The sequence below is a fragment of the Sphingobacterium cavernae genome (genome assembly GCF_008520265.1).
Lineage (GTDB): Bacteria > Bacteroidota > Bacteroidia > Sphingobacteriales > Sphingobacteriaceae > Sphingobacterium > Sphingobacterium cavernae.
On the sequence record NZ_VIQM01000062.1, the window covers coordinates 1 to 23,189 of the forward strand.

Here is a 23,189-nt window from a genome sequence, read left to right on the forward strand (position 1 = left end):
AGGATTAAAAATAATATCGTCAGGAACTGGCGATTACACGGGCGGAGACTCAAATAAGACTTTGGCAACAAAGCACAAGTCTGTGAAGCCCGAAGCCCATTTGTCTTTAGCAAATGGGTAGTTCACACAGCACATTCTAGCAAGAAAAGGTTCAACGAGAAACTTTTGACGATGATTAGAAGTCAAAGGAACATGTTTTATAACTGATGACGACACCTGAGGCAAGCTGACACTTAAAAAGTTGTCGTCAGTTTTATGCTACATAGAGCATAGAAGTACGTTTTGTGATTATTAGTAAGTAAAATCACAAAACGTACCTCAAATTACTATTTCCATTTGGAGGGATCACAGTCTTTTCCGGTGGAGACTTCTTTGGGAATACCGCCCACGGTAATGCGCATGTAGATCGGCTTAGGGCCGCTCACGTAGTTTTTTGGTTTCTTCAGATAGAAGAGCAAGGGATAATTCGTACTCATGATTTTAACCATTTAAGTGTAACAAACTTAGCCTTGCAGCTTAACGAAATCAAGATGTTCGTTTTTTGAACAGGTTGTCAATCAAAAGATTAACCCCTTTCCAGTGAGTCGTGTATTTTGAAAAAGCGACTCACCGAAGGACTCACTTTTTTATTGGAAAAACTGAATGATTTGTAAAATCCGACAAAACAAAAAACGCTGTAAACATTTAATTTACAGCGTTTTAGTATGTTTTGATCTCAAGATCTGTAGCCCGTAGGGGAATCGAACCCCTGTTTCCAGAATGAAAATCTGGCGTCCTAACCCCTAGACGAACGGGCCGTTATTTGTTTCGGTGTGCAAATATAGTTTTAATTTTTTGATGACCAAAAAAAAGTAAAAAAAAATTGTTATATATGTATACATTATACAATTCTAGTTATGATAAATTACCAATTTCGTTCCATTTTACTGCTGCTCATTATGAGTATTTTTAATAGTGAATCTGTTTATTCACAATCAATTGCAGATAATTTAGTTATTCATTGGAAACCTTCTCCCCAATATAATGGAAAGGATAACTTGAATCTATCTTTAACTATAAAAAATAAGGGCAAGAGCGACTTTAAGTTGGCAGAATGGGATTTATTGTTTAATTCTATGTTTCCTGTATTAGATAAGGAAACTGAAAAATATACTATTTCTGATTTGCGTGGAAATACGTTCAAAATATCATTTCGAAATAATTTAAAGGCAATGGATTCCATTCAAATCGATTATGAGAGTAAATTTCCCATTGCTAATATTTCAACGCTGCCTAATGGGTTCTTTTTCTTAAATAAAGGTGCTCAGAAGAATTTTGTCGGAATTTCAAATGTTACTTATGAGCCAATAAATAGAGGTGAGCAAGAGAATAGGACATTTTTAGAAAACCTTTATACTAAAAATGCTTCTTTTGATAAATCTTTAGCACCGCTGTTAATATTTCCGACTCCTAAATATTTAAAAAAATTGGATGGCGAATTTGCTGTGAATCGCATATTAAAAATATATGGAAATGATAAGGACCTTCATATTTTTGAGCGTGAAGTTGATAGGTTATTTATTACTGAACCTGTTAATTCGCAAAATCAAGCAGATATTATTTTGATAAATAATAATTCACTTGGTAGAGAAGCTTACAACCTAAATATTTCGAAACATAAAATAACAATTGAATCGTCCAGCTCTACTGGTCTCTTTTATGCATTACAAAGTATAAAATCGCTTTATAAAGGCTTAGAGAACAAGTTATATTTACCGGCATTAGAAGTTTATGATGAGCCAAGATATGGTTACAGAGGTTTTATGATGGATATCGCGCGCAACTTTCGTGACAAGTCTATCGTGTTAAAATATTTGGATTTGATGGCTGAAAATAAGCTAAATGTTTTTCATTTTCATTTCATCGAGGACGAAGCTTGGCGCATTGAAATACCCGGACTTCCCGAACTAATAGAGGTCGGTGCTAGACGTTCGCCATTGTTTCATCTTGGAAATGCATTGCAACCTGCTTATGGCTCTGGTATTGATGAAACTAAATACTATCTGAGTCGAGCGGATTTTATAGAAATCTTGAAATATGCAAAAGAAAAGCATATACAAATCGTGCCCGAAATAGAAACACCAGGACATGCAAGGGCATCTATTAAGGCTATGGAACACCGCTACCATAAATACATGCTAGCGGGTGATAAGACGGCCGCTGAAGAGTATTTATTGCATGATTTGGAGGATAAGTCCGAATACAACACTGCGCAGAATTTTGGGGACAATGTACTAAACCCAGCATTACCATCTGTTTATAGATTTTTAGATAAAGTGATTACTGAATTTAAATCGATGTACGCTGAAGCAGGAGTTCAATTTGAAAAAGTTTCTTTAGGCGGCGATGAAGTCCCTTCTGGTGTCTGGGAGAAGTCGCCAAAAATTAAAGCCTTAATGGACAAAGAAGGAATGACAAGCGTACATCAAGTTTGGAAGTATTACATTTCCAAGATCAATGAATTGTGTATCTCAAAGGGGTTGCAAATGGCTGGATGGGAAGAAATTGGAATGGTGAATAAGGGATCTGGTATGGTTGTGAATCCTGACATGCCCAACAAGCAAAATATGCAATTGGATGTATGGAATAACATAATTGGTGGAGGTCAGGACGATTTGGTGTACAAACTGGCGAATGCTGGGTATCCAACTGTGTTGATCAGTGCTTCTAATACGTATTTTGATATGATGTGGGATGCTTCATTTGAGGAGCCGGGTTTGAAATGGGCGACTTACGCAGATTTATATCATTCATATTCTCTGTTTCCAGAAGATTATTTTGCCAATATACACACCTATTATAGTGGAAAAAAATTGGACAAATCATATCTTAATAAATTGGTACGTATTACTGAAAAGGGAAGATCCAACTTCTTAGGAATAAAGGGAGGAGTATTTGCTGAAACTTTGTTGGAAGATGAGAATTTAGACTATTTGGCATTTCCTAGATTTTATGTCTTAGCAGAACGAGCCTGGTCGCAACGCAGAACATACGAGAGCGAATCAACCTATGATAAAGGAAAGTTTGATAAAGATTATGTTGCATTTCTGGACCGTATCGGTCAAGTTGAACTTCCTTCAATTAAAGATAAAGTAGCATTTCGTCTTCCCAGGGTTGGATTGAAAATCGACAATTCTATTGTTAAAGGGAATTTAGAATACCCTGGATTTCATGCGTATTATACGCTAGATGGGAATAATCCATCATTGAATTCGCCTCGTTTTGATTTCAAAAATGGTATTAATGTGAACCCTGGCGATATTTTAAAAGTTTCAGTCGTTGATATGCAGGGAAGAGTCGGACCAATATCTACCATAAAATTATAGAAACACAAAATGCCAGATTTCATTAATCTGGCATTTTATATTTTGAAAGTATTTCTAATTAATATTTTTTGCTGATGTGTGCCATTTGAATGGCTGTAACAGCAGCCTCTTCGCCTTTGTTGCCATGCTTGCCGCCTGCACGATCAGTTGCCTGCTCTAAATTATCAGTGGTTAAAACACCAAAAATAACAGGCTTATTGTACTTAATTGCTACATTGCTAATGCCATTTGCCACAGCATCACAAATGAAATCAAAGTGTCTAGTTTCACCTTGAATAACACAACCTAAACAAATGACTGCGTCTAAGTCTTTGTTGCGTAAAACGATGTCAGCACCAGTTATTAATTCATAACTTCCCGGCACTTCAATAATATCGATATTCTCTTCAGTACCACCATTTTTCAAAATTCCATCGATAGCACCATTTAATAATGCTCCTGTAACCTGTGCATTCCATTGGGATACTACAATTGCAAATTTCAATCCTTCAGCACTTTGAACTTGGATGTGAGAAAAATCGGATAAGTTTTTTAGCGTACTTGCCATAATATTCTTTTTTTAACTAAAAAGGCCGCTTGATAGCAGCCTTATTATGTAATGATTGTTTTTTTTACTTCAATTATTGCTTAGCTTGCACACGAGCTAAAGGGCCATCTATTGTAGATGCTTCAGCGCTTTGCGGAAAATCAGTTTTGATTTGTTGGTAAGCTTTCTCCGCTTTTTGGTATTCATTTAATTGCTCATTAACTAAACCTAGCTTTTTCAAGAATAAAGGTGTAGTATAAGAGTTCTTAGATTTCCCTACAGCTTTCTCGTAATAATCAGCAGCATTTTTATAATCATGGCTGTCTGAATAAGCATCACCAATCAATCCTACTACTAATGGATCCAGAATATCACTTCCTGTGTCCGAATATTTTTTCAAATAGTTGATTGCTTCTTGGAAATTTCCTTCACGTAGATATAAACCGCCTAAATAAGCATTTGCAATATTTGCAGATGGTGTATTAGAATATTCGTCCGCGATTTCTTTTAATCCTGTAAAACTACCATCACCTTCGATAGCTTTCTTTTGTAAAGAATCTATAAGAACATATTCTTCGGCTTGATACATTGCATCAGCAGCAGTTTCTACTCTAGGTGCTAAATATAATTTTTGGTAGCCTATATATAAAAGAATTAATACGACAACAGCGCCAATGATGAAAATCAGGCTTTTTTGATTGTCTTGAAAAAAAGATCCTTTTTGATCTGTAGAATTAAGATTTGTTGACATTAGTTTATATTAAATAATACTATGGAACGCAAAAATACACTTTTATTGAAAATTTCCAATAGTGATTTCCATAAAATGCTAAATTGACGTGAATTAACTTGTATGTATCGATGGATGATCTAATGACTCGTAAATTGAATTCTGACTTTTAAATTCAGGTACGATAGCTTTCATCTGACGAACAATATTTGTGCTTTGTTGCGTATGAACCATTTCGAATAAGATATCCAATTGTGATTTTACTTCCTCAAAACAGTTTTCTCTTACTTTGGCAATCATGATTTTTTCATGGTGGGTCGGTAAAGTATTCTCCAAATCATTAAGCAATTCCTCATACAATTTTTCGCCTGGTCTAAGGCCTGTGAATTTGATTTCAATATCTTTGTTGGGTTCAAATCCTGAAAGTTTAATCATTTTTTTCGCTAAATCAACAATTTTAACGGATTTTCCCATGTCAAAAACAAAGATTTCACCCCCATTACCCATACTACCAGCTTCGATTACCAATTGACACGCTTCAGGTATAGTCATGAAATATCTTGTAATATCTGGATGCGTAACTGTGACTGGGCCACCTTTTTCAATTTGTTCTCTAAAACGAGGTATTACAGAGCCATTCGAACCTAATACATTACCGAAACGCGTTGTAATAAATTTCGTTCTTTTCTCCAGATTGTCTTTTTCCAGTTTGTTATTCAGTGCTTGTACATATATTTCTGCAATACGTTTGGTAGCTCCCATAACATTAGTCGGATTCACGGCTTTATCTGTGGATACGAATACGAATTTTTTAGTTTTAAATTCTACTGCAAGATTTGCCAAATTGATAGTGCCCAATACATTGGTTCTAACGCCTTCAATTGGGTGATTCTCTACCATTGGCACATGTTTGTATGCTGCGGCATGGTATACAATTTGAGGTTTAAATTCTTCAAACAAATAATGCATACGATCATAATTCTTCACATCTGCGATGAAAGTATGATATATTTGATCTTTAAACTTTTCTTGCAAATCAAGGTGTAGGTTGTGCAACGGAGATTCCGCTTGGTCGCAAAGAATAATGACTTGCGGTCCAAATTTACTTATCTGTGTTGCGATCTCACTACCTATAGAGCCTGCGGCACCAGTAACTAAAACGCGCTTACCTCTTAGTTGTTCTGAAATGGATTCGTTGTCTATTTGTATAGGAGCACGCTCAAGCAAATCCTCAATTTTAACATTTTTGATGTGATTTACAGAAAAATCACCATTCATAATTTGTTTTGCAGGTGGAATAGTTAATACAGAAATATTATGCTCTAAACAGATATCAATTATTTGCGCTTTTTTCTCAGAAGCTAATGAAGGTGTAGCTATGATTAACTCATCTACCGAAAGTTTGTTTATTACGTTTATTAGCAATTCAGACTTATAAATGCGAACCCCGTCAATTGATTTGCCAACTTTAGAAGGATTATCATCGAGGAAGCCAACAATTACTTTATTTGTAGTTAAATCGTGGTCAAAAGTTCTCTTGACTGCTATACCTAATTCCCCAGCACCAAAGATCAATACATTCTTTTTAATCTTTTTAGCTGTTCGAGAATATTGGAAAAAGACCTTAATTGAGGTACGATAAATTACAAGACCAACAAATAGCAGTAAAGAGTAAATAATTATTAAAGAACTGTCAATGATATTTGGTAATCTTAGTGCAAGCAAGAATAATTTAGCACCAAATAGGATGATCACAGTCAATAAATTACTCGATAAAATCCGAATGGAATCGGTTGAGCTTGTGTATCTTACGATTCCTGAATATAATTTAAATACAACAAATGATACGACAGTAGCCCCCAAGCACAATAGGAAGGCAGAAGCGAAATCATTTGGATTAAATTGTAAATTTTTAGTATCTTGATAAATATAATAAGCAATTAAAAATGCGATAATTGCTGATGTAAGGTCTAGAAAAAATATAACCCATCTAGGTAATATTTTTACATGGTTAATAACTTTAAAAATTTTCATTTATAATTTTAGCCTGCGTATAGCGCAAAGCTATCAAAAAATGGAATATAACTAAAGATTCTTTTTGCAATTATTTTATCAAACGAACAATTAAAATAAAATATGACTAATTATAGTGAGAAAGTGATTGGACAGACAAAAGAATTATTAAAGTCTGTAACAAAGAGTAAGCGAGAATTGGTGATTGGTATTCCTAAGGAAACTGTCTTCCAAGAGAAGCGTATTGCTTTAACACCATTATCAGTAGCACTTTTGATAGAATATGGTCATCGGGTGATAATAGAATCTGGAGCTGGTGATAGTTCTAACTTCTTAGATCATCATTATAGTGAGCAGGGGGCGCAGATTGTACATGAAAAGGAGCGCGTATACAATTCGGATATCGTGATTAAAATTGCTGGTCCAACTTTAGATGAAGTTAAGTTGATGCGTAGTAAACAAATTTTGCTCTCATCACAGCAGCCTAGTTTGCTGGATAGTGAGGTTTTACAAGCGTTAATGAGAAAACAAATTACTGCTCTATCGTATGAATATTTGCAGGATGAGGGAGGTCATCTTACCGTTGTTCGTGCGATGAGTGAAATTGTAGGGGCTACTTCTATACTAGTTGCTGGAGAATATCTGTCAAATGTATTTGATGGAAAAGGTTTAATGTTAGGTGGAATATCCGGTGTGCCACCTACGGAGATTGTGATAATAGGAGCAGGTACTGTTGGAGAATTTGCAGCTCGAACGGCAATTGCATTAGGCGCACAAGTAAAAGTCTTCGATACCTCGGTATATAGACTGCGAAGACTACAGAATAATATAGGAAATCGAGTATTCACTTCCGTAATTCAGCCTATAATATTGAATAAAGCTATTAAATCTTGTGATGTAGCAATTGGCGCATTACGTGCTAAAAATGGGCGATCAGCCTGTTTAATTTCTGAGCAAACTGTTTCAGAAATGAAACCCAATTCAGTTATTATTGATGTCTCTATTGACCAAGGTGGATGTTTTGAAACCTCAGAAATTACTACGCACGACAAACCCGTTTTTCGAAAATACGATGTCATTCATTATTGCGTGCCCAATATTGCCTCTCGCGTTGCTCGTACAGCGACGTATGCACTAACTAATATTTTTACACCTATACTATTGCAAATTGGAGAATGCGGTAGCTTTAACAATTTAATTTGGAGCCACTCGGGTATTCGAAATGCTGTTTACCTTTATCAAGGAAACCTTACTAATAAAGATATCGCCGATAGATTCAATATTCCGTATAAAGATTTATCTTTGATGATAGTTGCAAATCAATAAAACCTATGAAACTATTTCTAACACTATTTATGACCTTATTGTACGGATTTTTACAAGCTCAAGAACAAATTTCTTTATATGCGGAGATTCCGAACACTAAAGATACTGCAAACATTGAGAAGAATAAACCCGAGTTATATGCTTATATACCAAAAGAAATAAAGCATACAAAAGTATTTCTGATTTTTCCTGGAGGAGGATATAGCCATCATGCAATGGATCATGAAGGACACCAAGTTGCTAATCGTTTAAACCAGCAAGGTTATTGTGCATTTGTCTTAAAATACAGATTGCCTTCCGCTAAACAACAAATAGATAAGCGTATCGCACCTATTCAAGATGCCCAACGTGCCTTAGTTATTATTAAGGATAGGCTTAAAGAAATAAAATTAGAAAATCCGAAAGTTGGTGTTCTTGGATTTTCGGCAGGAGGACATCTTGCTTCAACGCTCTCCACACATTTCTACATGGATTATCACCAAAAGAAATTGACTGCCAAGGATCTTCGTCCTGATTTTTCGGTGTTGGTATATCCCGTAATTTCTATGGAAGATGGAGTGACGCATAATGGATCCAAAACCAACCTTATTGGACCGAATTTTACTACAGATGATGTGAGACGGTTTTCAAATGAAAAAAATATAAATGCCTCGATTCCTCCAACGTTTTTAGTTCATGCAAAGGATGATAAGGCTGTTCCGATTGAAAATAGTTTGCGCTACCAACGCGAATTGGATAGATATAATATTCCAAATTATTTATTCTCGTATGAGAAAGGAGGGCATGGTTTTGGTATGAATAATAAACAAGAACCAAGTGATTGGTTTGATGTAATGATAAAATGGATAGATAATATTAAAGAATAATGATGAAAAAAGTGTTATGGAGTTTGAGCTTGTTTTTATGTATTATGATGACAACAAATGCTCAAGAATGGAAAGTGAAATTAGGAGAGCATACACCTAAATTTGAAATTAACGGAAAGCAGAATCAAGTTATATCTTCAGAAAGCCTTAAGGGAAAAGTTGTCTTATTAAACTTCTTTGCGACATGGTGTCCGCCGTGTAGACAAGAGTTGCCTAGGTTACAAAAAGAAATTTGGGATGACTTAAAAGCAAACAAAGATTTGGCTGTTTTTGTATTAGCAAGAGAAGAAGGATGGGATAAACTTGACCCATTTATGAAAAAAAATAATTATACATTTCCAGTTTTTCCAGATTTGAAAAGGGGAGTTTTTGGTTTGTTTGCTAATCAATCAATCCCACGAAATGTGGTTCTAGACCGAAATGGTAAAATTATTTACCAGTCCATTGGTTTTGAAGATAAAGAATTTTCAAAAATGGTTCAGCTTATTAAGAATGAGCTGGAAAAGAAATAAAATCTAAAATTTCCAAAGCGACTCCTGTTCCTTTCGGAATGGGAGTTGTCGTTTTTACGATAGCATGGATATCGAATTCAGAATTGCCAATCGAATATTCACTGTAAAATCCCCTGAATTTAATTTCTTTGATGAAAAAAGATGAAGAAACATCTTCTTTTACATCAATCCATTCTTGATGAATTGCTATAGGGTCAGTAGTTTCAATACCTAATGCTTTTGCCTGATGCACAGCCAAAATATTGCTTTTTGCCAAAAGCAAAGCTGTATATGGATGTTTGGGCTTATAATATAAATCTTTCGGATGACCAGCATCCACAATTTTTCCATTTTGCATGACAATCAACGCGTCAGCCATAGCCAATACTTCCGCTGGATCGTGCGAAACTAATATTACAGTAAGTCCAGTCTCGCGTACGATCTGCTTAATGTCTTGTTGAAGTCCATCTCGAAATGCTGCGTCTACTTGGTTGAACGGTTCGTCCATCAAAAGCACTTCAGGGTCATTAATCAAAGCACGCGCAATTGCTACTCGCTGACGTTCTCCACCGCTAAGATCTGCCACACGTTGCTGCGCCAGATGATCTATTCTTAACTTTTTTAGAATTTCTGAAGTACGACTTTTCTTATACTCCAAATTCGTATTGGGCAATTGTGAGGCGATGTTATCCCATACTTTAGCGTATAAATTTAAATCATCAAAACCTTGAGAAACCATTTTCATGGCATCATGCCCTGGGATCAACTTGTCTTTACGAGTTGGAACTAGCCATCCTTTGTATCGCACTTCTCCTTGGTTTGGTTCTAAAAGACCATAAATCAATTTCAGTAATGTACTTTTACCACTTCCTGATTCACCGATGATAGCTGTTATTTTGTTTTCATCTATTGAAAAAGAAACATTGTTGACCGCTGTGACGTCCTCTTTACCTGTGAAAATAGAGGTTAAATTTTCGCCGTAAATAGCAGCAACGTCCAATTTTTGAGTATCCGTGTGAATATATTTGCAAGATGAAGTAGTAGCCATAAAATAAAAATGCCGAAATTTTCTTTCGGCATAAAAATAGGGTTTAAAAATGAATTATTTGGATTAAAATCCTAAAGTAAGGCCAAATGCCAAGTTGTTTAGGTTTTTCTGAGCTGGGCTTTTTTCAAAGAAATCATTCATATAATATTTTGCAAATATTCCGAAGTCATCGTATCCTAATCTCACAAATGGACCATATTGAAACGAAGCTAAACTGTAATTATCTTTGAACTTTTGTTTGCCATTTTCTTTACTTTTCAAACGTTGTGTACCTTTTAACAAAACTCCTGTCATTGCACCAAATGCTATTTTGACACGTTCACCTTTTCTGTTTTTATCACTTCTCCATTCAAAAGTTAATGGCATACGCAGGTAAGTTGTCGTAAAAACATTTTTAGAATAATCTGTATCATTCGGGTCAATTTCTGTGTAAGAAATTGGCGAAGTATTCTCATTTAACAATATGTTGTTTTCTAAACGTAGGTAGTTCCATTCAAAGCCAGCGGAAATATATGTTTTGAAATTGTCACTCGCACGTATTCCAAATTGTGCAAGATCAAAACCGAAGTTGGAAGCTTTTTTATACTTTAAAAATTGATTGTCCTGTGAAAGTGAAAAAGCACCATCATCCATAATTCTTGAAAATCCCCAATCAATGCGAGAAAACGTAAGCCCTCCGAATGCGCGTGGATATTTGTTATTATTAGACTCACTCTCGCCTAATATTGTAATGCTTTTATTAATCGATTTTACGGTGTCAGTTTCCTCTACTACTACAGTTGTTGTAGTTACAGTTTGTGCATTTAGAGTAGTTAGCGAAATGATGCACAGTCCTAAAGTGACTGCTATTTTGTTATAAGTTATCATATATCTATCTGTTAATTGTGGTTATTTTCTTGCTAATGAATTGAATATGTTTAGTGAAATAGAACCTTCTTCATCGTTTCTAAATTCTATTTCTTTATTTTCTTGTATATCGATGCTTTTCGTTAAGATATTCTTTGTTATTCCGTTTAATACGCGCGTAACAATAGATGATTTCGTTTCTTCTTGTGGTTCCGTGAATGCAAAAGAGGATTGAATATCGCTATTCATTGGATCTAAAGTTTTTGCTTCTTCAATTAACGGTTGATTAACCTCAATGTCTACTGAGACGGAAGCTACTATATTTTCCAACTGTAGAATCTCTTCTTTTGGGGAGTTTTCATTAGTATAATCTTCTGAATTAACTATTACTACAGAAGGTGTTTCTTTTATTGGTGTCTCTTCTGAAATATTTGCTAGACTTTGTTTCTCTATAGTTTTAGTTAAGTTCTTAGTAGGGGTTTCAACAGTACTTTCGATTTCGGATTCACTTGTATTTAAATTCGGCTGGACAGTTTGCTTTTCTATAACGCTTAATACCTCATCGATTTTTTCATGACCAGAAGGAATAGGTTTCTTAAAAAAAGTTAATCCAACAGCAAAAAACAATAAAAGTGTTGCAGCAATAGAAAGCTGCGCTCTATATTTAATATAAAAAGGTATTATTTTTTTCTCTTTGGCTAATTCCTGCTCAATACCTTCCCAGACACGATGGCTCGGGGTTTCTTCCGCATGCTCGAAAGCATCTTTAAATAATTTATCTAAATCTTTTGACTCCATATTATATCGAGTTTTCTTTAATCAATTTTTGTTGTAGAACTTGTCTTGCTCTTGAAAGTTGAGATTTAGAATTTCCTTCTGAAATATTCAACATTTCTGCTATTTCCTTGTGGCTATAACCTTCTATAGCGTATAAATTAAAGACCGTTCTGTAGCCAAGAGGCAATTCTTTAATGATTTTCAGTAAGTCTTTGTAGGAAGTGTTGTCGCTCGTAAAATAACTGTGCACCGTGTTTTCATGTTGTTCTTGGATACTATCTGTAAAATTATTTTTACCTTGTCGATAGCTTTCGATAGCCGTATTGACCATGATGCGTTTTACCCAACCTTCCAAAGAACCTTTGCCATCATATAAATGATTTTTGGTAAAGACTTTAATGAATCCATTTTGAAGAATGTCTTCTGCCTCAAGTGTTGTCTGCGCATAGCGTAAACAAACCACAAACATTTTTTTGGAGAAAAAATTATAGAATAGCGCTTGAGCTTTCTTGTCCTGCGCACAGCAACCTTGCCATATTCTATCTAAGTTAAAATTCTCCAATTGATGTTAGTTTAATAGCAAGACGCACCGAATTAGAGAAAGGTTGCATAGGGATTAAAAAAAATTATTTTTTTTCAATAGTAATTAGTCGATGTTGGTTTTCAATTACCTCAATTGCGATCTTTATGTAGTTTAAAGGCAATAGATTAGGGATTTTTTCGGACCATTCTACAAAACAATATTCTCCCGAATAAAAATATTCTTCATAGCCCATATCCAAGGCCTCCATTTCACTTTTAAGTCTGTAAAAGTCGAAATGAAAAATATTTCCGGAAGGAATATGGTATTCGTTGACAATAGAAAAAGTAGGACTAGAAGTATGTTCTGTAACGCCCAAGGCAAGGCACAATTCATTGATAAAAGTCGTTTTGCCTGCCCCCATATTTCCATAAAATAAAAATATGCGTTCATTTGGGTAACTGTTGACAACGTTTTGAGCAGCTTCTTTTAGTTCGTTTAAATCTTTAACTACTATTTCCATTCTGCAAAATTATCATTTTGGAATATAAGTGGCGTAAGGAATAATCATTTCTTCAAGTGAAATACCGCCATGTTGAAAAGTTCCTGAAAAATAATTTACAAATTGATTGTAATTATTCGGGTACACAAAGTATACATCTTCCTTAGCAAAAAAATAATTAGAACTCATGTACAATAATGGAAGTTGCGCTTCTTGCGGATTTTTTATGGTAAACACATCTTTACTGATGTAATTTAGATTCTTACCTTGTTTATAACGAAGATTAGAATTGGTGCTCTTGTAGCCGACAACTTTACTTGGTTTTTTCACGCGAATAGTTCCGTGATCAGTAGTTATGATGATGCGGACATTTTTTTGAGAAAGCCATTTAAGTGCATCCAAGAGAGGAGAGTGCTCGAACCAAGAAAGTGTTAAGGAACGATATGCAGCTTCATCGTTTGCTAATTCGCGAATCATAGCCATATCTGTACGTGCATGAGACAGCATATCCACAAAATTATACACCAGTACATTGAGGTTGTTATTCATCAAATTGCTCAAATTGTCTACCACATCTCTACCTTGTTCTAAAGTCAATACTTTGGTATAGCTGTGTTTAATTTCCTTACGGTAAATTCGTTTCAGTTGATCTGCAAGAAACTTATCTTCATTTAGATTCTTACCACCTTCGTCTTCATCATTTTGCCATAAATCTGGAAACCTTTTTGACATTTCTAAAGGTGTAAGACCGCTAAAGATTGAATTACGAGCATATTGTGTTGCGGTAGGAAGGATACTGTAGTAATTGTCTTCCACCTCCAAACGGAAATAATCAGTTATGACATCATTAATCTGCTTCCACTGATCGTAGCGAAGGTTATCAATCAGAAAGAAAAAAGTTGCCCGCTCCTCGGATAATGCAGGAAGCACTTTCTTTTTAAACAGTTGATGGGACAACACTGGAGACTCTTCTGGGTTTTTCATCCAGTTGATATAGTTTTTCTCTATGTATTTGAAGAAAATACTATTTGCTTCCGCTTTTTGTGTGCGCAATATTTCATGCATACTTTCATCTTCTAGCTTTTCAAGCGAAAGCTCCCAATAGATTAATTTTTTATAAGCTTCTACCCAGCCTTCAAAATCTAAACCGTCATTAATCAATAGCCCAAGATTTTGAAATTCTTGTTGATAAGCCATTGAGGTTTTTTCGTTGACGATACGCTTATTTTCTGTGAATTTTTTTATCGTTAAGAGTATTTGTCTTGGATTGACTGGCTTTATGAGGTAATCATCTATTTTGGCACCGATTGCTTCTTCCATGAGATGTTCCTCTTCATTTTTGGTTACCAGAACATTTGGAATGGTCGGATTGATTGATTTTAGGATACTCAAAGTTTCTAAACCCGTTAAGCCGGGCATGTTTTCATCCAAAAAGACTAAATCAAAGGGTTCATTTCGAAAGGCCTCTACGGCATCTGTTCCATTATTTACGGTTTTGACTTTATAGCCTTTGTCTTCCAGAAGTAAGATATGTGGTTTTAGGAATTCGATTTCATCATCTGCCCACAAAATATGTGTTTTTGCCATTTGTATATTCAAGTTTGAAAAGAACAAAACTGTTAAATCAAGTGAATGTAAAATTGACTATTCTGTTCCTAAAATTAAGTTGTATAATAGTCATAAAAGGATGATTATTCCAAATAACTACCTTTTTTTAACATTAATTAACGGTAATCTCTTTATCTTTGCGCGTATCTTAGATTAGGTGTTTTTTATTGATAACCGAAGCATAAGTATAAAGATAGCAAAGTTCATAAAGTAATAGACTGTTGAATAAGAAAAAAATCATTAATGATCCAGTATACGGTTTTGTTTCAATACCGTCGGGTTTTATTTTTGATTTGATTCAACATCCTTATTTTCAACGCCTACGTTATATTAAACAGGTTAGTATGACGCACATGGTTTATCCTGGTGCACTTCATACACGTTTTCAGCATGTGATAGGTGCGATGCACTTGATGCAGTTGGCAATTGATACCTTGCGTAGCAAAGATGTAGTGATTTCCCATGAAGAGGAAGAGGCTGCATTAGTCGCGATTCTACTGCATGACATAGGGCATGGGCCATTTAGTCATTCTCTAGAACACACCCTTATCGAAGGTGTGTCACATGAAGTGATTTCTTCCATGCTGATGGATAGGTTGAATGTTGAATTCGGCGGAAGGCTTTCACTTGCTATTACAATATTCAATGACAAATATTCTAGACGTTTTTTGCATCAATTAGTTTCTGGGCAGTTGGATACTGATCGTATGGACTACTTGAATCGAGACAGCTTCTTCACTGGTGTTTCTGAAGGTGTAATTTCCTTTGATCGCATCATAAAGATGCTGACAGTGATACATGATGAATTGGTAGTGGAAGCAAAAGGAATTTATTCTGTAGAAAAATTCTTAATAGCACGTCGTTTGATGTACTGGCAAGTTTATTTACACAAAACTGTAATTGGTTCTGAGCAGATGCTAATAAAAGCATTAAAGCGTGCAAAGGAATTGGGTAATAGTGATGTAGATTTATTTGCTACGCCAGCATTGCACCATTTTTTGACCAACAAAGTCAATGCTGAAAATTTTGTAAACGATGAAAAGCATTTGGATTGGTTCACAAAATTAGATGATACAGATATTCTTTCGGCATTAAAATGTTGGACTGATCATGATGATTTTATTTTGAGTACACTTTGTAAAAAAATATTACGTAGAGATTTATTTAGAACAGAATTGCGTTCGATTGATTTTGAAATGGATGAAATCGAATTGTATAAAAATAAAACTAAAGAATACTTTCAACTGCAGGATGATGAGGTTGATTATTTTATTTACCATCAAATAATTCACAATTCAGCATATAGTGCAGATAAGGAACCTATCCGGATTGTAAATAATAAAGGGCAATTGTTGGATATAGCAGAGGCTTCGGACTTGTCAAATTTGGAAGCATTGTCAAAAAAAGTTATAAAATATGCATTAACATATCCCAAGGAAATAGGGTTTGTGGATGTTAGCGGGAGTTTGAAAGATTAAACTTATTTCAGAAAAAAAGATACATTTGTAGTACATGCAGTTTACAGCCGAGCAAATAGCGACATTATTAAATGGTACAGTTGAGGGGAATCCAGAGGCTTTGGTCTCACAATTGGCCAAAATTGAAGAGGGGGTTGAGGGAGCATTGTCATTTTTGTCTAATCGCAAATATGAGCATTTCTTATATGATACAGCATCCAGTATTGTTATTGTAAATCAAGATTTGGTGTTGCTAAAACCAGTAAATACCACATTAATTCGTGTGGAAGACGCTTATACTTCCTTTTCGGAGTTGTTGAAAATATATCACGCAATGCGTGTAGAGCGTTCTGGACGTGAAGATCAGGCATTTGTTCATGAAACAGCGCAAATTGGAGAGGGTTGTTACATTGGGGCTTTTTCTTACATCAGTAAAGATGTGAAAGTAGGTAATAATGTTAAGATTTACCCAAGAGTTTACATTGGAGATAATGTAACTATTGGTGACAATTCTATATTATTTCCTGGTGTAACGGTTTATTATGACTGCGTTATAGGTACAAATGTAACGATACACTCAGGTGCTGTTATTGGAAGTGATGGTTTTGGTTTTGCACCACAACCTGATGGTTCTTATGATAAAATACCACAAATTGGAAATGTTATTTTAGAAGATAATATTGAGATTGGTGCTAATACTGTTATTGATAGAGCAACTTTAGGTTCTACAATAATTCACAAAGGTGTGAAATTGGACAATTTGATTCAGATTGCTCATAACGTTGAGGTCGGGACTAATACTGTAATTGCCGCTCAAACAGGAGTTTCTGGAAGTGCAAAGATAGGTAAGCAAGTTGTATTAGGTGGACAAGTTGGCGTCGTAGGCCATATATCTATAGCTGATGGCACACAAGTACAAGCCCAATCAGGAGTTAACCGAAGTATTTCGGAAACATTTAAAAAATGGGGAGGTTCTCCATTTGCACCATATACAAGTCAATTACGTTCTCAGGTAGTATATACGAGACTTCCAGAATTGGAAAAACGTATTATCGAACTGGAGAAATTATTAAAAGATAAATAAAACAATTTACCATAATATGGATGAAATGAACACAAAGCAAAGGACAATAAAATCTGAGGTTACGATTTCAGGAATTGGTTTACACACAGGTAAATCAGTTACCTTAACCTTAAGACCAGCTCCGGAGAATCATTGGTTCAAATTTAGACGCGTTGATCTCGAAGGTCAACCAATCGTATCAGTAGATGCAGATAATGTTACTGACACTTCAAGAGGTACTACTATTTCTGAGAATGGAGCATCAGTAAGTACAATTGAACATTTAATGGCTGCATTGATAGGTTTGCAAGTAGATAATGTGCAGATTGATTTAGATGGGCCTGAAGTTCCAATTCTAGATGGAAGTTCAAGTATATTCATAGAAAAATTAACAGAAGTGGGTTTTATAGATCAAGATGCAGATCGTGATTTTTATGAAATCAAAGAAAATATTCATTATTCTGAACCAGATCGCAAAGTTGAGATCGTAGGTATGCCTTTGGATGGTTACAGATTGACTTGCATGATTGATTTTAATTCTCCAGTATTGGGAAGTCAACATGCCTCCATTAGTTCGATTGATGAATTTGAGAAAGAAATCTCGTCGTCACGTACTTTCTGTTTCTTGCACGAGCTAGAGGCTTTAGTAAATAATAATTTAATTAAAGGTGGCGACTTGTCTAATGCTATCGTTATAGTAGATAAAGAAGTATCTACAGAAGAGTTAGACAAACTTCAAACTTTGTTTAGTAAGCGTGTCACTGTAGCGGATGAAGGAATCTTGGATAACATCCAATTAAGACACCAAAATGAACCAGCACGTCATAAGTTATTGGATATGATAGGTGATCTTGCATTAGTGGGTCGTCCAATAAAAGGGCATATCATGGCAGCAAGACCAGGTCATGCGGCTAATGTAGCTTTTGCAAAAAGAATTAAAAATCAATTCAAGAGAGATAGGAATAAGAAAAAAATAAATACGTATGATATCCACGCAAAACCTGTGTATGATACCGTACAAATAATGAAAATTCTTCCACATCGTCAGCCATTTTTGATGGTGGATAAGATTTTGGAGCTTTCTCAAACACATGTAGTAGGTCTAAAAAATGTAACTATGAATGAAGATTTATTCATGGGACATTTTCCTGGAGCACCTGTATTTCCTGGGGTTTTACAGATAGAAGCTATGGCGCAGACTGGCGGTATTTTGGTGTTAAATACAGTTCCAGATCCTGAAAATTGGCTGACTCTATTCTTGAAAATTGAGAATGCAAGATTTAAAAACCAGGTGCATCCTGGAGATACCATTATATTCAGTTGCGAATTATTAGAACCAATTCGTAGAGGTATTGCTCGTATGAAAGGTGTGGGAATGGTAGGTGAGAAGATAGTGAGTGAAGCTGAATTGATGGCTCAAATTGTAAAAGTGAAATAATCAACATATAATGATACAACCTTTATCATATATACATCCTGAGGCAAAAATTGCCGAAAATGTCGTGATCGAGCCATTCAGCACGATACATCAGGATGTAGTCATAGGCGAGGGTACGTGGATAGGGTCTAATGTGACCATTATGAACGGCGCTCGCATCGGAAAGAACTGCCGTATCTTTCCTGGCGCAGTAATCTCGGGTGAGCCTCAAGACTTAAAATTTGAGGGAGAGATTACGACTGCAGAAATTGGAGATAATACTACCATACGCGAATGTGTGACAATCAATAGAGGTACGAAGGACAGATACAAAACTGTCATCGGAAAAAATTGCTTGATTCAAGCTTATAGTCATATAGCACATGACTGTATTATCGGGGATCACTGTGTGTTCTCAAATTCTAGTACACTAGCAGGTCATATCACGGTTGGTGACCATGTAGTATTGGCAGGATTGGTTGCGGTACATCAATTTTGTAAGATTGGATCGCACTCATTTGTGACTGGTGGTACATTAGTGCGTAAAGACGTACCTCCATTTATAAAAGCTGCACGCGAACCTATTTCTTATGCAGGAATTAATTCGGTAGGTCTTCGTCGCAGAGGTTATACTTCGGAGCAAATTTCTGAAATCCAAAATATTTACCGTGTCTTATTCGTTCAAAATAGAAATCTAGCAAAGGCACTAGACATCGTAGAAACAGAGTTTGAAGCTACAGAAATCAGAGATGAAATTTTGGGTTTTGTACGTAGTTCGAATCGTGGGGTTGTTAGAGGATTTAACACGGGCAAAACAGGTTCATAATCATTAAAAACGACGTTATTATTGAATATAACTTTACAAAATTTAGGAAGAAGGTTTAATCAAGAGTGGATTTTTAAGGGTATTGATTATACCTTCTCCTCGACTAAGTCATATGCTATTTTAGGACCGAATGGTTCAGGCAAATCAACACTTATAAAAGTGTTAACTGGACAATTGACACCCAGCGAAGGCAAAATACAATATGCTTACCAATCATCTTCTATTGATGTAGAGGATATATACGAACATATATCTATAGCTGCTCCTTATATTGAATTGATTGAAGAATTCACGCTAAATGAATTGCTAGACTTCCATTTTAAATTCAAAAATCGTCTTCCCAATTTTGAAAATAATCAAATCATTAACTTGTTGGGAATGGAAAAATCTGCCAATAAAGGCTTGAAGTTCTTTTCTTCTGGGATGAAACAGCGTGTCAAATTGGCGCTAGCGTGTTGCAGTGACTCCAAAATTTTATTTTTAGATGAGCCTACATCTAATTTCGATACTTCCGGTGAAAATTGGTATTTAGAATTATTAAAATTGACTTCCTTCTCAGGTCGTTTACTTATTATCGGATCTAATCAAGAGAAGGAATATTCCTTCTGTGATGAAAAATTCGCTATTACTACGTATAAGTAAGCCATTCATTTTCATAAACGCATAGTTTTTTCTATTTTTGCATTAGTAATTTATTAACTATAATATAAATCAGATGGCTAAAGCTTCAGATGTAAAATCAGGAAATGTTTTACGTTTCAACGGTGAATTAGTAAATGTTGAAGAATATATACACCGTACACCGGGAAACTTACGTGCTTTTTATCAAGCCAAAATGCGTAACGTTAAGACGGGTAAGGTTGTGGAATATAGATTTCGTGTAGACGAAGCGGTTGAAATTGCGCGTGTTGAGACGAATGATTACCAATATTTGTATGAGGATGGAGAATTTTTCGTGGTAATGGATAACCAATCTTACGAACAATTTAACATTCCAAAATTTTTATTCGGGAGTTCGGCACGATTCTTGAAAGAAGGTATGAACGTAGTTGTAGCATTTGAAAGTGATGAACCAATCATGGCGCAAGCACCTAAAAATGTGGAATTAGAGATTACATATACAGAGCCTGCAGTAAAAGGTGATACATCTACCAATGCATTGAAAAAAGCTACTGTTGAGACAGGAGTTGAGATTAATGTACCTCTTTTTGTAAATCAAGGGGATAAAGTAAAGGTCGATACTGCAACAGGTGATTATATCGAACGTGTAAAGTAATACAGATAAAAAATTAGGTTTAGGTTGATTATTTCGGTCTTGTTAGTACTCCAACTGCAAGGCCGTTTTTTATGGAGCTGATTATGACAAAAGACCAATTGCGCAAAGAATACAAAAAGCGTAGGAATGCATTAAATCTACAAGAAAAAGCTTCTTTTGATCAACAAATATTTGAGCATTTAAAACATATCGATTGGTCATCGTATAATTATATTCATGTGTATTTGTCTATGCAGAAATTTAACGAACCAGATACAGCAGAGTTTATAACTTGGTTACGTAAATATTATCCAGAAATGAATTTAGTTATATCGAAATCTGATTTTGTCACAGGAGAAATGCATAATTATGTGCTGAATAATTCAACAGTTCTAGCGGAAAATAATTGGGGAATTCTAGAGCCACTCAATGGTGAGCTTGTAGAAGAGGAAAAAATTGATTTTGTCTTAGTACCCTTGCTAGTTGTGGATTTTGAAGGCAATAGAGTTGGATACGGAAAAGGCTTTTACGACCGCTTCTTGACTAAATGTAGAGAAGATGTAAAGTGCTATGGAATTAGTTATTTTGATCCTGTAGAGAAGATTACAGATGTTGGAGAGTGGGATGTTAAACTGGATGGTTGTATAACTCCTAATAGTGTTTATGCCTTTTCATAAAAAATGCCTTAGAGTTTATTTTCTAAGGCATTTCTATTTCTAAAGCATATTTAGGCTTTTTTACCAACTTTATGTCCCCAAGTTGCAAAATATAAGATGTATAAATACGGTGGAACCATGGCTACTAAGAATGCCATTTGAAAATTCATGCCTACTGTATCTTTCAAAAATCCATACAGTAAGGGCCAAATAGCACCACCTGCAATACCCATTACCATAACCGCAGATGCCGTTTTCGTAAATCTACCCAAGCCTTTAATTCCAAGAGGGAAAATAGCAGGCCACAATAATGCATTGGCAACACCTAATAAAGCTAATGCAATGTATGATGTCAATCCAGTGGTGAATACCGAGAATACAGTTAAACCAATACCTACGAAAGTACATATGCGTAAAGCATATTGTTGTGATACATATTTAGGAATTGCTACGATACCAATGAAATAACCTAAAAGCATGCATGCAAGAGTAAATGCAGTACCATATTTAACGAAAAATTCTGGTAGACTCAACTGATGTCCATATGTGCCTATGATATCACCAGCCATTACTTCTACAGCTACAGTAGCGAAAATTGCTAATGAACCTAAGAATAAGTGTGGGAAGTCAAAGATACTTTTCTTTTTATCAGCAGGGCTTGCTGCTAGATCTGCTTCATCTTCTTTATCTACATCAACTGGTGGCATTTTAACTAATTTGATTACAAGAGCAAACAAACAAACTACGACAGCTAAAATGATATATAATGTGTCTACACGGCTTAATAATGAATCAAACAAGGCATCTTTCTCGGCTCCTTCTGGTAAAGTTTGAATCTTTGCAGAGATCTCTGCTGAACCTTTTAATAATATACCTCCTAAAATAAAAGGAACAATGATTCCAGCACCTTTATTAAATACGCCAGCGATTGCGATACGCTGTGCAGCACTATCAATTGGTCCAATAATACTTAAATAAGGGTTCACTGCAGTTTGCATTAAAGCCATAGCAGAACCTTGTACAAAAATACCAAGCAAAAATAAATTATAACTTCCTTGGTGAGCTGCTGGTATAAAAATTAGGGAACCAACACCTAATAAAATTAAACTTAAAATAAGACCATTTTCGAAGCCTGTCTTTTTTATAATCCAAGAGCTAGGTAAGGCTAAAAAGAAGTACGCAATATAAGATGCAAACAATACAAAAAAAGCTTGCAAATCAGAATCCAAACTGAATGCTAATTTAACAAACGGAATAAGGGCACCATTTGCCCACGTAAAAAATCCTAAAATGAAAAAAAGAAGACAACAAATTGCCATAGGCAAGAAGGCCGTCTTTTGTGGCGCATTTCCTAAAGCGCTAGAGGAAGATGTTGAAGACATACTATAAATTTATTTACTTAATTGTTTTTGAAACTTCTTGTTCAGGTAATATGATTATTTCACGGTTTACAAAGTCAAGTTTCTATTACAAGACTAATAAAATTTAATGGATTACAGAAAAAAAAATATTTAATCAAACGGTTGTTCTTTTTAAATTTTATAATAAATGTGTAATAAAAGAGCGACTTCGTGGGGCGAAGTCGCTCTAAAAACCTAAACCGTATCATATTACCAAATGAATGGTACTTAAATCCTTAACAATGCAGCATGTAAAAAGTTTTAACATATATCTATTTTTTTACAATTGCAACTGTTAACCGTGATATGCAGATTAGCCGATTTTTCTCATCCAGAATTTTTATAAAACGGAGCGTAAAACCCACAGGTGTTTAGCCTGTGGGATGTAAGGGACTAACCCTGATTGAGAATATACTCACGAATAGTATCAGGAGATGCTTCACCTATTGAACAAACAAAATAACCATCAGACCAGAAAGTATGTTTTTTCGAAAAAT

Annotated in this window: 23 protein-coding genes and 1 tRNA gene; 11 read left to right on the forward strand and 13 right to left on the reverse strand. The window is 35.1% G+C overall.

From position 1 onward, the window contains the following. Positions 1 to 326 precede the first annotated feature (326 nt). Positions 327 to 488 carry an Arm DNA-binding domain-containing protein gene (locus FLS47_RS19060; protein WP_394349527.1) on the reverse strand — a complete coding sequence of 54 codons (162 nt, stop codon included), beginning with the start codon at positions 486 to 488 and terminating at the stop codon, positions 327 to 329. Positions 489 to 725: 237 nt separating this feature from the next. Continuing rightward, a tRNA-Glu gene (locus FLS47_RS12155) sits at positions 726 to 797 on the reverse strand. A gap of 141 nt (positions 798 to 938) precedes the next feature. Between FLS47_RS12155 and FLS47_RS12160 the strand changes: the two genes are divergently transcribed. After that, positions 939 to 3,365, forward strand: coding sequence for a family 20 glycosylhydrolase (locus tag FLS47_RS12160; RefSeq protein ID WP_188347424.1), 2,427 nt, complete (start codon positions 939 to 941; stop codon positions 3,363 to 3,365). A gap of 58 nt (positions 3,366 to 3,423) precedes the next feature. Here FLS47_RS12160 and ribH read toward each other — a convergent pair whose 3' ends face one another. The 3 genes from ribH to FLS47_RS12175 all read right to left on the reverse strand — a co-directional run bounded on the left by ribH (position 3,424) and on the right by FLS47_RS12175 (position 6,655). Beyond that, positions 3,424 to 3,912: a 6,7-dimethyl-8-ribityllumazine synthase gene (ribH, locus tag FLS47_RS12165; RefSeq protein WP_149914639.1), complete on the reverse strand. Its 489-nt coding sequence runs from the start codon at positions 3,910 to 3,912 to the stop codon at positions 3,424 to 3,426. Between the two features lie 73 nt (positions 3,913 to 3,985). Continuing rightward, positions 3,986 to 4,642, reverse strand: coding sequence for a tetratricopeptide repeat protein (locus FLS47_RS12170; protein WP_149914640.1), 657 nt, complete (start codon positions 4,640 to 4,642; stop codon positions 3,986 to 3,988). Between the two features lie 93 nt (positions 4,643 to 4,735). After that, positions 4,736 to 6,655 carry a polysaccharide biosynthesis protein gene (locus FLS47_RS12175; protein ID WP_149914641.1) on the reverse strand — a complete coding sequence of 640 codons (1,920 nt, stop codon included), beginning with the start codon at positions 6,653 to 6,655 and terminating at the stop codon, positions 4,736 to 4,738. Between the two features lie 102 nt (positions 6,656 to 6,757). Here FLS47_RS12175 and FLS47_RS12180 point away from each other — a divergent pair, with 102 nt between their 5' ends. The 3 genes from FLS47_RS12180 to FLS47_RS12190 are packed head-to-tail and all read left to right on the forward strand — an operon-like array spanning position 6,758 to position 9,338. Further along, positions 6,758 to 7,960, forward strand: coding sequence for an alanine dehydrogenase (locus tag FLS47_RS12180; protein WP_149914642.1), 1,203 nt, complete (start codon positions 6,758 to 6,760; stop codon positions 7,958 to 7,960). A gap of 5 nt (positions 7,961 to 7,965) precedes the next feature. Next, a complete protein-coding gene (locus tag FLS47_RS12185; protein ID WP_149914643.1) occupies positions 7,966 to 8,826 on the forward strand; it encodes an alpha/beta hydrolase in 861 nt (286 codons plus the stop codon). Beyond that, on the forward strand, positions 8,826 to 9,338 hold the full coding sequence (locus tag FLS47_RS12190) for a TlpA family protein disulfide reductase (protein ID WP_223225268.1): 513 nt from the start codon (positions 8,826 to 8,828) through the stop codon (positions 9,336 to 9,338). The genes FLS47_RS12185 and FLS47_RS12190 overlap by 1 nt, the downstream gene beginning before the upstream one ends. On the opposite strand, the gene FLS47_RS12195 is transcribed toward FLS47_RS12190, so the two are convergent. From FLS47_RS12195 to porX, 6 genes are all read right to left on the reverse strand, one after another. Then, positions 9,313 to 10,365: an ABC transporter ATP-binding protein gene (locus FLS47_RS12195; protein ID WP_149914644.1), complete on the reverse strand. Its 1,053-nt coding sequence runs from the start codon at positions 10,363 to 10,365 to the stop codon at positions 9,313 to 9,315. The two genes, FLS47_RS12190 and FLS47_RS12195, sit on opposite strands and share 26 nt — an antisense overlap. Positions 10,366 to 10,428: 63 nt before the next feature. Further along, the gene (locus FLS47_RS12200; RefSeq protein ID WP_149914645.1) at positions 10,429 to 11,232 is read right to left on the reverse strand and encodes an outer membrane beta-barrel protein; all 804 of its coding nucleotides are present in this window, start codon (positions 11,230 to 11,232) and stop codon (positions 10,429 to 10,431) included. Positions 11,233 to 11,253: 21 nt separating this feature from the next. Beyond that, positions 11,254 to 12,009 (reverse strand): hypothetical protein, encoded by a 756-nt coding sequence (locus FLS47_RS12205; RefSeq protein WP_149914646.1) that lies wholly within the window; start codon positions 12,007 to 12,009, stop codon positions 11,254 to 11,256. Between the two features lies 1 nt (position 12,010). Next, entirely contained in the window at positions 12,011 to 12,550 is a 540-nt protein-coding gene (locus FLS47_RS12210; protein WP_149914647.1) for an RNA polymerase sigma factor, read from the reverse strand. A 64-nt stretch (positions 12,551 to 12,614) separates the two neighbouring features. After that, positions 12,615 to 13,031, reverse strand: coding sequence for a tRNA (adenosine(37)-N6)-threonylcarbamoyltransferase complex ATPase subunit type 1 TsaE (tsaE, locus tag FLS47_RS12215; RefSeq protein ID WP_149914648.1), 417 nt, complete (start codon positions 13,029 to 13,031; stop codon positions 12,615 to 12,617). 12 nt (positions 13,032 to 13,043) lie between these two features. Beyond that, positions 13,044 to 14,597: a T9SS response regulator signal transducer PorX gene (porX, locus tag FLS47_RS12220; RefSeq protein ID WP_149914649.1), complete on the reverse strand. Its 1,554-nt coding sequence runs from the start codon at positions 14,595 to 14,597 to the stop codon at positions 13,044 to 13,046. Positions 14,598 to 14,839: 242 nt separating this feature from the next. On the opposite strand from porX, the gene FLS47_RS12225 reads away from it, so the two are divergent. The 7 genes from FLS47_RS12225 to FLS47_RS12255 all read left to right on the forward strand — a co-directional run bounded on the left by FLS47_RS12225 (position 14,840) and on the right by FLS47_RS12255 (position 21,313). Then, a complete protein-coding gene (locus FLS47_RS12225; protein ID WP_149914650.1) occupies positions 14,840 to 16,096 on the forward strand; it encodes an HD domain-containing protein in 1,257 nt (418 codons plus the stop codon). 34 nt (positions 16,097 to 16,130) lie between these two features. Beyond that, the gene (gene lpxD, locus FLS47_RS12230; RefSeq protein WP_149914651.1) at positions 16,131 to 17,159 is read left to right on the forward strand and encodes a UDP-3-O-(3-hydroxymyristoyl)glucosamine N-acyltransferase; all 1,029 of its coding nucleotides are present in this window, start codon (positions 16,131 to 16,133) and stop codon (positions 17,157 to 17,159) included. Positions 17,160 to 17,184: 25 nt separating this feature from the next. After that, positions 17,185 to 18,576, forward strand: coding sequence for a bifunctional UDP-3-O-[3-hydroxymyristoyl] N-acetylglucosamine deacetylase/3-hydroxyacyl-ACP dehydratase (locus tag FLS47_RS12235; protein ID WP_188347425.1), 1,392 nt, complete (start codon positions 17,185 to 17,187; stop codon positions 18,574 to 18,576). Between the two features lie 10 nt (positions 18,577 to 18,586). Continuing rightward, positions 18,587 to 19,381: an acyl-ACP--UDP-N-acetylglucosamine O-acyltransferase gene (gene lpxA / locus FLS47_RS12240; protein WP_149914653.1), complete on the forward strand. Its 795-nt coding sequence runs from the start codon at positions 18,587 to 18,589 to the stop codon at positions 19,379 to 19,381. A gap of 21 nt (positions 19,382 to 19,402) precedes the next feature. Further along, positions 19,403 to 20,023, forward strand: a complete 621-nt coding sequence (locus FLS47_RS12245; protein WP_149914654.1) for an ABC transporter ATP-binding protein — start codon at positions 19,403 to 19,405, stop codon at positions 20,021 to 20,023. A gap of 73 nt (positions 20,024 to 20,096) precedes the next feature. Beyond that, positions 20,097 to 20,657: an elongation factor P gene (efp, locus tag FLS47_RS12250; protein ID WP_149914655.1), complete on the forward strand. Its 561-nt coding sequence runs from the start codon at positions 20,097 to 20,099 to the stop codon at positions 20,655 to 20,657. Positions 20,658 to 20,740: 83 nt separating this feature from the next. After that, positions 20,741 to 21,313 carry a 5-formyltetrahydrofolate cyclo-ligase gene (locus tag FLS47_RS12255; RefSeq protein WP_149914658.1) on the forward strand — a complete coding sequence of 191 codons (573 nt, stop codon included), beginning with the start codon at positions 20,741 to 20,743 and terminating at the stop codon, positions 21,311 to 21,313. Positions 21,314 to 21,363: 50 nt separating this feature from the next. Here the strand turns inward: FLS47_RS12255 and gluP are convergent, their stop codons facing one another. After that, positions 21,364 to 22,674 (reverse strand): glucose/galactose MFS transporter, encoded by a 1,311-nt coding sequence (gene gluP / locus FLS47_RS12260; RefSeq protein WP_149914656.1) that lies wholly within the window; start codon positions 22,672 to 22,674, stop codon positions 21,364 to 21,366. Between the two features lie 411 nt (positions 22,675 to 23,085). Next, positions 23,086 to 23,189: transposase (locus FLS47_RS12265; protein WP_188347426.1), on the reverse strand; the 104-nt coding region annotated here is incomplete at its 5' end.